Source organism: Methanospirillum hungatei (assembly GCF_020216685.1).
GTDB classification, from domain to species: Archaea; Halobacteriota; Methanomicrobia; order Methanomicrobiales; family Methanospirillaceae; genus Methanospirillum; species Methanospirillum hungatei_B.
The window spans coordinates 1-10,000 of record NZ_JAIWNS010000028.1 but is presented as its reverse complement, the minus strand read 5'-3'; the positions used below and the strand labels follow the sequence as shown (position 1 = coordinate 10,000).

13 protein-coding genes are annotated in these 10,000 nt (G+C 51.6%); 7 read left to right on the top strand and 6 right to left on the bottom strand.

Annotated features, from left to right (window positions below):
- Positions 1-256 precede the first annotated feature (256 nt).
- Positions 257-823 carry a cyclic nucleotide-binding/CBS domain-containing protein gene (locus LDL35_RS01625; RefSeq protein WP_304018827.1) on the bottom strand — a complete coding sequence of 189 codons (567 nt, stop codon included), beginning with the start codon at positions 821-823 and terminating at the stop codon, positions 257-259.
- 215 nt (positions 824-1,038) lie between these two features.
- Between LDL35_RS01625 and LDL35_RS01620 the strand changes: the two genes are divergently transcribed.
- The 3 genes from LDL35_RS01620 to LDL35_RS01610 are packed head-to-tail and all read left to right on the top strand — an operon-like array spanning position 1,039 to position 2,423.
- Complete coding sequence (locus LDL35_RS01620) at positions 1,039-1,668, top strand: Era-like GTP-binding protein (protein WP_304018825.1); 630 nt, start codon at positions 1,039-1,041, stop codon at positions 1,666-1,668.
- Between the two features lie 5 nt (positions 1,669-1,673).
- Positions 1,674-2,036, top strand: a complete 363-nt coding sequence (locus LDL35_RS01615) for a DUF2073 domain-containing protein (protein WP_304018823.1) — start codon at positions 1,674-1,676, stop codon at positions 2,034-2,036.
- Positions 2,037-2,039: 3 nt separating this feature from the next.
- Positions 2,040-2,423: a Zn-ribbon domain-containing protein gene (locus tag LDL35_RS01610; RefSeq protein WP_304018821.1), complete on the top strand. Its 384-nt coding sequence runs from the start codon at positions 2,040-2,042 to the stop codon at positions 2,421-2,423.
- Positions 2,424-2,436: 13 nt separating this feature from the next.
- On the opposite strand, the gene yciH is transcribed toward LDL35_RS01610, so the two are convergent.
- Positions 2,437-2,742: a stress response translation initiation inhibitor YciH gene (gene yciH / locus LDL35_RS01605; RefSeq protein WP_304018819.1), complete on the bottom strand. Its 306-nt coding sequence runs from the start codon at positions 2,740-2,742 to the stop codon at positions 2,437-2,439.
- Between the two features lie 132 nt (positions 2,743-2,874).
- On the opposite strand from yciH, the gene LDL35_RS01600 reads away from it, so the two are divergent.
- The gene (locus LDL35_RS01600; RefSeq protein ID WP_304018817.1) at positions 2,875-4,311 is read left to right on the top strand and encodes a cobyric acid synthase; all 1,437 of its coding nucleotides are present in this window, start codon (positions 2,875-2,877) and stop codon (positions 4,309-4,311) included.
- Here LDL35_RS01600 and LDL35_RS01595 read toward each other — a convergent pair.
- Genes LDL35_RS01595 through larB form a run of 4 tightly spaced genes read right to left on the bottom strand, consistent with a single transcriptional unit; the run spans position 4,304 to position 7,159 of the window.
- Entirely contained in the window at positions 4,304-4,564 is a 261-nt protein-coding gene (locus LDL35_RS01595; protein ID WP_304018815.1) for a hypothetical protein, read from the bottom strand. The two genes, LDL35_RS01600 and LDL35_RS01595, sit on opposite strands and share 8 nt — an antisense overlap.
- A complete protein-coding gene (locus LDL35_RS01590) occupies positions 4,561-5,850 on the bottom strand; it encodes a hypothetical protein (RefSeq protein WP_304018813.1) in 1,290 nt (429 codons plus the stop codon). The genes LDL35_RS01595 and LDL35_RS01590 overlap by 4 nt, the downstream gene beginning before the upstream one ends.
- A gap of 11 nt (positions 5,851-5,861) precedes the next feature.
- The gene (locus tag LDL35_RS01585; RefSeq protein ID WP_304018812.1) at positions 5,862-6,386 is read right to left on the bottom strand and encodes a nicotinamide-nucleotide adenylyltransferase; all 525 of its coding nucleotides are present in this window, start codon (positions 6,384-6,386) and stop codon (positions 5,862-5,864) included.
- Positions 6,383-7,159: a nickel pincer cofactor biosynthesis protein LarB gene (gene larB, locus LDL35_RS01580; protein ID WP_304018810.1), complete on the bottom strand. Its 777-nt coding sequence runs from the start codon at positions 7,157-7,159 to the stop codon at positions 6,383-6,385. Before larB ends, LDL35_RS01585 begins: the two co-directional genes overlap by 4 nt.
- A 49-nt stretch (positions 7,160-7,208) precedes the next feature.
- Between larB and LDL35_RS01575 the strand changes: the two genes are divergently transcribed.
- The 3 genes from LDL35_RS01575 to LDL35_RS01565 all read left to right on the top strand — a co-directional run.
- Positions 7,209-7,526 carry an ABC transporter permease gene (locus LDL35_RS01575; RefSeq protein ID WP_304018809.1) on the top strand — a complete coding sequence of 106 codons (318 nt, stop codon included), beginning with the start codon at positions 7,209-7,211 and terminating at the stop codon, positions 7,524-7,526.
- 4 nt (positions 7,527-7,530) lie between these two features.
- Positions 7,531-8,757: a histidine--tRNA ligase gene (hisS, locus tag LDL35_RS01570; RefSeq protein WP_304018807.1), complete on the top strand. Its 1,227-nt coding sequence runs from the start codon at positions 7,531-7,533 to the stop codon at positions 8,755-8,757.
- A gap of 5 nt (positions 8,758-8,762) precedes the next feature.
- On the top strand, positions 8,763-10,000 hold a 1,238-nt coding region (locus tag LDL35_RS01565; RefSeq protein WP_304018805.1), incomplete at its 3' end, for a DNA topoisomerase VI subunit B.

Below are 10,000 nucleotides of genomic sequence, written 5' to 3'. Positions count from 1 at the left end.
TATCGAAAGAACTGTCTTGTTTTCATGGTCATGATGTGAATTCATGAGATACCAGCCTTACGGTTAGACGGTAAATACGTCCGGACATTCTGCCGGGGTGAATGATCAGAAAGCCGGCAGATGTCAGGATTCAGGTCAAAAATTTATACCTCCGGGTTGATAGGTGCCCGGAATCTCACACATTCGGATGAGATTGGAATGTGCCCGATTAAGGAACATACAGCTTCAGGCAGAAAACCCTGTGTGCTGCCGTATGTTACAACCGGTCGTCTTCCATGCAGTTCGGACAGATGAGGGACCCGTCAATACTGGTCAGTTCATCTGACATCTGGCCGCATCTGCTGCACATTCCTGAACTAATGTCATCAGCACGATTAATTACCACGAGTTCGCCCATCAGTTCATTAATCTCTGTACTCACTGCAACGATGTCCCGGACACTCACAATACCGATCACGACACCTTTCTCATTGGTGATCGGCAGTCTTCTGACCCGGTTTCGGATCATCAGGTGAGCGGCATCCTCAACGGTTTTATCTGTACCAATCGTGATCAGGGGTGAAGTCATGATCTCACTGACGTGGACTTCACTCGGGCGCAGATCCCGGGCGACGACCTTGCAGTTAATGTCCTGCTCGGTAACTATCCCCACGGCAACGCCATCCCGAAGGACTATACAACTGCCGGATGGGTCCTTGCTGCACATTTTCCGTGCTGCATGCGCTACCGTTGCATGATAATCAATAGTCTTGGGGTTCGTTCGCATTATTTCCCGCACTGGGACCTTGGTCTCGAGCTGGATCGTGTCACTGTTGTAGCTCATTACTGTCACCTCTCGGTTTCCCGGGCAGATGCATTGCTCTGATACTTATCGGGATCGGGTATTAATCCATCGCTCCGGTGACCGGTATGTCAAATATGAAGATCCGAGACAGGTGGGATGACAACAATAATAATACTCCCTGATCATAACCATGTAGACAGGCAGGCTTTTCACAGGCCTGATTTCAAAAAAACAAGCCCAGGGACGTAACCACAATGGGAATAAGCCAGACTCTCTCGCGAATCCTTTCAAATCTTTTCCAGAACAAGACCGCCCGTATAGGTATTTATGGCCCTCCAAATGCAGGGAAAACCACCCTTGCAAACAGGATCGCTGAAGACTGGTCAGGCACGGTATCCGGAACAGCCAGTGAGGTGCCACATGAGACCAGACGGGCAGTCAGGACAGGAAATATCACCATCACCGGCTCAAACGGACGGTCTATCACGATTGATATCGTCGATACACCCGGCGTTACCACCAGGGTTGATTATAAAGAGTTTATCGAATACGGCATTGAGCGGGAGGATGCCATCACCCGTGCACGCGAGGCTACCGAAGGGGTCGCGGAGGCCATGCACTGGCTTCGTGAAGATATTGACGGGGTTATTTACATGATTGACGCGACGTTGGACCCGTTTGCACAGGTCAATATCATGATGATCGGGATTATTGAAAGCAGGAAACTGCCGGTTATCATTGCAGCAAACAAGATTGACCTTCCTGATGCGGCACCCCACCGGATACGCACGGCCTTCCCCCAGCACCCTGTCGTACCGGTTTCGTGTCTTGATGGAACCCAGATTGAAAATCTCTATGAAGAAATGGTCCGGCATTTCAGGTGAAAAACATGCAGGGTGTACGAATAGATCTCATATCAGAAGAACGGCTCGCACAGATGCCTTCAATGGAAAAGATACGCCTTATCCTGGATAATGTCCGTGAAGGCACCATCGTCATTCTTGAAAGCGGCCTCACACCCGATGAACAATCCGTGCTTATTGAGATGACCATGCAGGAGATTCTGCCTGACAGATTTTCAGGTATTGAGATTGAGACATATCCTTCCAAACAGCGCCCCGCAGGTGTGTTCTCCAGATTTATGAGGGGAGATGATGAGAACCGGAGGCTTACTGTCATCGGTCCTGCAAATCAGCTCAAGATGATACGAAAAGATCGTGGTCTCATCAGCGCCTGGATATCAGGGAGGTGAACCATGCCTCATCGCTGCGCCGGATGCAAGACCCTGTTTCCTGATGCACGCCACCTCAGGGACGGCTGTCCGGTATGTGGCTGTGGCAAGTTTGTCTTTGAGACCGGCAGAAAGAGGGCACAAAAGAATGAACCCCTGCAGACCCATGCACCTGAGACGCCGGCTCCTCTCCCTGTAACCCCGACCAGAGAGCACGCAGACAATGGACTGGAAGAACCGAAGCAGGATTCTGATTCCATTGAAAGTATCAGAATTCTCGAACCCGGCAGGTATGACCTGAACCTGTCCAGACTGATCGAGACTGATGACCGGGTCGTACGGGTTGGATCCGAAGATACGTATCATCTTGATTTACACTCGATGGTACGGCAGAAAAAGAAAAAGTAACTTCTTTTGCTGTTTAAGAGATATTATCCACGGCGTATCCCTTTGTAGCAAGAAGATCGATAACCCGATCACGGTGGTTGCCCTGTAATTCTATGGAGTTGCCTTTCACAGTACCGCCACAGGCCAGTTTACTTTTCATAAACTTTGAAAGGTCTTCAAGGTCAATGTCAGTCGGATCCAGTCCTTCAATAACGGTGACTTCTTTTCCGTACCGACGTTTATTCACTTTCACATTGATTCGCTGCTGTTCCTTTGCAACTTCCTCACAGATACAGAGTTCTTTTGGTAGCCCACATATGGAGCAGATACCACCATTCATTACTTATTCCATCTCATGTTTTACTATTAAATGCTTATCATAAAATATCCCGATATAAACCAGTTTTTTCTCATCCATGGATGGAGGCGGTTGTTGCACTATATTATCTTCATCCATCCTACCTGAGCATATATGTCTGTCATGGTCCTGGGGACCGCTTCACATGTAGGGAAGAGTACGATGGTAGCCGGCCTGTGCCGGATCCTCCGACGCCGGGGGATTTCAAATGCCCCGTTTAAGTCACAAAATATGAGTCTGAACTCCTGGGTAACGGAAGATGGAGGCGAGATCGGGATAGCACAGGCGATGCAGGCACATGCGGCAGGCATTCCACCCTGTGTGGAGATGAACCCGATCCTCCTCAAGCCAAAAGGGGATCAGACATCGCAGATAGTGCTGCTTGGCAGACCTCACCATGATGTGCATGCCGGTGACTATTACAAAGTGACCGACAACCTGCTGACCGTTGCATTAGAGGCTGCAGAAAAACTCAGGAGCCGGTACGGGGCGCTCGTCGTAGAGGGTGCAGGAGGCGCTGCTGAAGTAAATCTCTTTGACCGTGACATAGCAAATATCGGTCTTGCCCGGGCACTCAGATTCCCGATTATCCTTGTCGCCGATATTGAACGGGGAGGGGTGTTTGCGCAGGTGTATGGAACGATCTCCCTTCTTCCTGACGATATCCGCCCGCTGGTAAAGGCGGTCATTGTCAATAAATTCAGGGGAGATCCTGCCCTTTTCTCGGATGGTATGAGAATCCTTGAGGAAATTACCGGCGTTCCTGCAATCGGTCTTGTTCCGGTGACCGATGTGGATATCCCAAGTGAAGACTCGCTCTCACTGCAGGATAAAAAAACCAGAAGTGCTCCTGTTGATATAGCGGTCATCCACCTACCCCGGATATCCAACTTCACCGATTATGAAGTTCTTGAGCGGTATGCATCGGTCAGGTATGTAAAGCCAGGAACCCCGCTCTCCGGATTTGATGCCATCATTCTGCCAGGAACAAAAAACACCATCGAGGACCTGGAAGAGGTGATTGCATCCGGAACAGGTGAGGAGATTAAAAAGGCAAGGACTCAGGGAGTTCCGATCATCGGTATCTGTGGCGGGTACCAGATGCTTTGTGAACAGATTCTTGATTCGGGAGTTGAGTCAAAAGAGGGAGCGTTCCAGGGCCTCGGGCTCATCCCCTGCACGACGACATTTTCCGGGTATGAGAAGACGACGGTGCAGGTGACCCGAACGTCATCCGGTCACGGGCCGTTTCTGAAGAAGATTGCATCCGTATCAGGGTATGAGATCCACATGGGAACCACCTGCCGGGGAGATATCAGGGAGGCATTTTCAGGAGAAGGGGTTGTCAGTGAAGACGGGCTGCTTGTCGGGACGTATATGCATGGGCTTTTCACCTCCCCAGAAGTCGCTGCTGCATTTGTCACCTTCCTCTGTGACCGGAAGGGAGTTTCTTGGACCCCGCCAGCGCAGGAGAGGGATCCGTTTGATGCCCTCGCAGATCACATCGAGGCTCATGTCAGAATAGAAGAGATACTTCCCTTTTTTAGCTGATAACATTCATGATGCTTCGAAAACCCTCCGATCCTGTATCATCACAGACCACACTGGTGACCTTTTTCAGGTCAACCTCTTCAGTTACCCGGCTCATGGTGCAAAAGGCACGGGCGGGGGATGGGATTTCTCTTCCGGGGATGCCAAACCGTACCGAATGAACACAGAACCGACACTTTTCAACATCTTCCCGTTTATCAGGAAGGCAGGCCACCGTTCCCTTCTCAACCGGGAGGGTTCGTGTCACTCTCATGACTCTTCACCTGGGAGCATCAGGTCCATCTCCTCTTCGGTGAATTTGGAAAATTTATTTTTCAAATCTTCAAGGATGGTTTTTTGTTTTTCTTTCAGGGAGAAAAGTCGCTCTTTTCTCTTCTCCTCTTCGTGGTTCAGTTCATCAATCCTCTTTTCTGCTTCCGCAATAGTATGAGTAATATGATTTTTCTGTTCGAGGAGGGGGTTTTCTTCAAGGTCCTGTTTCTTTCTTTTCAGATCTTCTGAAAGGGTGTGCAGACTTATGGACAGGTCACTGAATTTTTTTGCATACTCATCGCGTGTCGTGAATAGATGTTTCTCAAACGAGTTCTTCGCCTGTACGATTCCTGACTCAAACAGAGTAAAGAGAGGTTTTGCGGTCTGGGAGATCAGCCGTGCTATCTCATCGTCATCACGCCGGGGTGATGATGCAGTCTGGATGAGATCCTCCATGTTCTTTTCATCCACCGGTTTTGCCTGTTCCTGGAAGGCTTTCACTGCTCTTTTCCATACCGGGAGTGCTAGTCGGATCTGGGACTCCCATGTCTCGCGGGCCTTTTCCAACTGTTCCATGGTCTGCCCGGTCTCCTCTTCAAGACGTTGATATGAGGCATAGGAATCTGATGCAAGCAGACGTTCCAGCTCTGACCCGGCCTTCTGGAGATCTGTCTTCAGTTCAGATAACCGTGCTTCAAATTTTTTCTCTTCTGCACCTGCCTGCGCCTCCTCCTCTATCAGGGCATCCCGGTTGTGGAGAAGATCACGCATTTCTGCGATGTGCATGAGCCGTTCTCGTGATATCCGTATGATCTCGGTCATCCGGTTCAGTTCATGGCCCATATGGTCCAGCGTCTGTTTAAAAACCTTGACTTCATCCGGATAGAGATGGTGCAGATACCTTCCCGGCCCCCGGTACGCCTTAAAACATCCGTTGATAAGTCCGGCGACTTCCCGGTAAAAGACCTCATCATCCTCGGAGAACTCTCCTTCAAGTTCAGCCTCTATCTTTTTACAGAACTGGGGGAGAGCATGACGGTTGACCTGTTCCACCTTGTGATGATGGGGCTCGTCTGATGATTCTTCACCAAATTCTGTCAGAAGCTGGTGGAGATCCTGTTCAAGTTTCAGTAATCGTTCACGACAACTCGTGGATGCGGCATTCCGGCGGGTGATGCAATCCGCTTCCTTCTCATCAAGCCAGGCAGAAAGCTCTTCAAGTGATATCGCTGTTTTTGGTATTCTTTCAGATGTTTTGCTGAATATTTTTTTTATTGATTCAAACATGACCCATCTCCTTATCGTCCGGGGCAGTCCCCGTCATCCTGGTTTAGTGCCCTGATACGTGATATTCCGTCTATCTCCTGTATTACCCTGACAACAGCAGGAGGAACAAAATCCTCCCAGGGCTTGTCACAGGCAATCAGGTCCCTGATCTTCGTACCGGACAGGGTCGCCCGCTCATACATGGCAGGGCTTAAGACCTCAATCCCGGCCTCGTGAAAGAGCCGGATAACAAGCGGATTTCCTGAGTAGATCCGATGAAATGGTGGTGTCATGGCACGGACATGTGACACCCACAGTGCATTGCGGTTGATATCCTCAAGCGGGATGACATACAGGGGTTTATGCAGATCCTGCAGGGCACCGGTGATCATAAGCACCCGTTCTCCGGCGGTAAAGGGATCTCCAGTTTCATGGCTCATCTGGGCACTGCCGATCCCGATGATGAGTTCATCCGCTTCTTGTGCGATCTGGTTTATCACATAATGATGCCCGTTGTGATACGGCTGAAATCTGCCAATATACAGCGCCCGGATCATGATCCCGCCACCAGGTTTGCGATCATCGCAGCAGAGGCTCCGGCAACAAATCCTGCATCAATATTTACCACCGTCAGAACCGAACAGGACTGAAGCATGCTGGCAAGGGCAGCCTGACCTGCGCCCATGTACCCGTACCCGGTTGAGACCGGCACCCCGATGACCGGGCGGTCCACAAGACCTGCCACCACAGACGGCAGGGTTCCTTCCCTTCCCGCTGCAACGACGAAGGCATGACACCCTTCCATCTCCCGGATGACGGGAAAGAGGCGGTGAATGCCTGCAACTCCGACATCATAGGCTCTTCGAACCTCACACCCCATCTCTTCGGCTATTATCCTGGCCTCCTCGGCAACCCTGATATCTGACGTGCCGGCGGTGATGATCCCGACAACTCCCCTGGTCTTCGGAGCTGGTGTCCCCTTTGCCAGGACCAGAACGCGCCCTTCATCCGACCATGTAGATGATATATCCTGACTCCGTGCCCATTCCATGAGTGAGACAGCAGTTTCAGGGTCAAGACGGGATATGATACATCTCCCGGCGGATGTGACATAACTTTCAACAATCGAACGGAGATGAGCTGGCTCTTTTCCTTCTGCAAGGATCACTTCAGGGATACCGCACCGGGCCTTCCTGGACATATCAAGGCATGCCACCGAGCCCACCGGCAGAACTGATTCAGCACATATCTGTGCCAGAGCCTCGTCCGGACTCAATGTGTGGTCATATGCCGCCTGCAGAATGTGTTTCAGATCCGGTCCTTTCTCCATATGGAATAAGTACGATATGCAAGAAACAGTACATAATAGGTTCATTGCGATGAGTATTCTCTTTCTGATCTCAGTCTTTGGCGCCCTCGTCTGCATCTTCCTCTGGCTGCGCGATATCCGAATCTGGGCACGGTCCCTGCTTCCCGGGTACAGGAAAGCCTCAATACACGGAGTATACCAGACTGCGCTTGCAACTGCCGGTGCAGGTATCGTCTACCTGTGGCCGGAGGTCTCCATCCTGGGGACCGGGATCGTCCTGCTTGGACTGTACCTTCAGGGAAAAGAAGAGAGAGAGAAGATCTGGACAAACGAACCGGCAATAACCAGGTTCTTCGGGAGTGTTCCCCGGAATAATACCAGAAGGTAACATCATGATACAAAAACCACGCGGGACACGGGATATGCTCCCTAATGAGATGGAGCGGCGTCGTGAGATAGAAGCGCGGATGCGGGCACGAGCACGACTCTATGGGTTTCGGGAGATAGCAACCCCGGTATTTGAAGAACTGGAGCTCTTCACCATCCGGTCAGGAGAGGGGATCATCAATGAGATGTACGTGTTTGAGGACAAGGGGGGCAGGTCGCTTGCACTAAGGCCGGAACTTACCGCTCCGGTTCTCCGGATGTATGTTGAAGAGGGCCGGTCTCTGAACAAGCCTGTCAAGTGGTGCTATTTTGCCGACTGTTTCAGGTATGAGCGACCACAAAAGGGAAGATACCGCCAGTTCTGGCAGTTCGGGGCAGAACTTATCGGGGCAGACTCTGCCATAGGGGATGCGGAGGTTATCACGCTCGGATATGACCTTCTCAGGACGGCAGGAGTACAATTTGTCCTCCGCATCGGCCATCTCTCCTTCATGCGGACCCTCCTTGCAGATCTTGCCGATGGAGATCGAAAGAAGATCCGGGGATTTCTGGACAAGCGTGAGGAAGAAGCCGCAATAACATACCTTCGCGATATCGGACGGGACGACCTGTGTGATCCCCTCCTCCGGCTGTGTGGTGCCCGGATACTTGAAGATATCTTTGCAATCATCGGAGAGATTCCGGAGGCTGCACGGGTTCGGGAGATGTTTGCCATCCTTGACGCATCAGGAATCCCGTACGAGATAAACCCGGCCATTGCACGAGGACTTGACTATTACACCGGGGTCGTCTTTGAATGCTTTGCAGAGGGGCTGGGTGCTGAAAACCAGATCCTTGGTGGTGGTGCATACCGTCTTGCCCATCTCTTTGGGGGAGAAGATACTCCGTCGGCCGGATTTGCCATCGGTTTTGACCGGGTGATGGTTGCTCTTGGTGAGGCAGGCTGGATCCCCTGGCAGCCACAGGTGATGATCATCACCACGAGCGAAGGACGGGACTATGCTCTCACCATTGCCGGGCAGTTCAGGATGAATGGTATCATCACCGAGACCGACCTGATGGACCGGAGCTTCTCAGCTCAGATGAAGGCTGCAGGGAAGAGTGCAGACTATGCGGTCATCATCGGAAAGGATGAAGTTGCAACCGGGACCATTACCCTCAAAGACCTGAAGGCCGGAACCCAGGAGAAGATCACGGCTGATGAGGCAATACAGAAACTGACATCCATTTAAATTCTATGGCATCACCAAAACCTGCTCATGCTGATGATCTGGCAAAACAACAGCGAAGCATAAGTGTTGCCGAATTTTTTGAGAAGAACAAACATCTTCTCGGTTTTGACTCCCCGACCCGTGGCATTGTCACGACGGTAAAAGAAGCGATTGATAATGCCCTTGACGCCTGTGAAGAGGCCGGAGTCCTTCCTGATATCTATCTTGGCATCTTCCGGATGGAGGGCGATATCTTCAAGGTAGTCGTGGAGGACAACGGACCGGGTATTGTTCCGGAGAATATCCCCTATGTCTTTGGAAAACTCCTCTATGGTTCCCGGTTTCACCAGATCAGGCAGTCACGCGGACAGCAGGGTATCGGAATATCCGCCGCCGTCCTCTATGCCCAGCTGACAAGTGGCAGACCAACCCTTGTCATCTCCCGGTGCGGATCAGACCGTCCGGCGTTCCGGTTCCTGGTCCAGATCAAGACCGAGACCAATGAACCGGAGATCCTGAAACGGGAAGAGACCACCTGGGATAGGGTGCACGGGACCAGGATTGAGATAGAGTTTAAGAGTTCCCTCACCGCCAGGAAACGGTTGATCGAATACCTGCGATACACTTCGGTGGTCAACCCCCATGCCCGTCTCAGGGTGGAGATAGACGGGGAAGCAATCCTCTTTGACCGGGCCAGTGATGAGCCGATCATCCCCCCGCAGGCTATACTCCCCCATCCGCACGGGGTGGAACTTGGCGAACTCAAACGTATTGCAGCCGGTTCAAAAGAGCCACTTGAACCCTTTCTCATCAACAGTTTCTCCAGGGTCGGTCAGAAGACAGCCCATGAGATCATCCAGCTGGCAGGGCTGAAAGAGACGACAAAAGCCAATAAACTGGATGCCGATGGTCTTGCACGTCTGCAGTCCGCCATGCAACAGGCAAAGGTCCCGCCCCCGCCTGCAAACCAGTGTCTCTCACCAATCGGGGAGGTTCTCATCAGGCAGGGTCTTGAAAAAGAGTTTCAGTTTGACTTTTGTTCTGCACGGACACGACCGGCAAGCGTTTACCATGGCCACCCGTTCATCGTCGAGGCTGCCCTTGGATATGGAGGAAAACTGGATGCTGAAGGAAATGCCCGGATCATGCGGTTTGCAAACCGGGTTCCCCTTATGTACCAACAGGGTGCCTGCGCCATCACCGGATGCATAGGTGCGGTAAACTGGCGGACCTACAATATCAGTCAGTCAGGGCTCCCAACCGG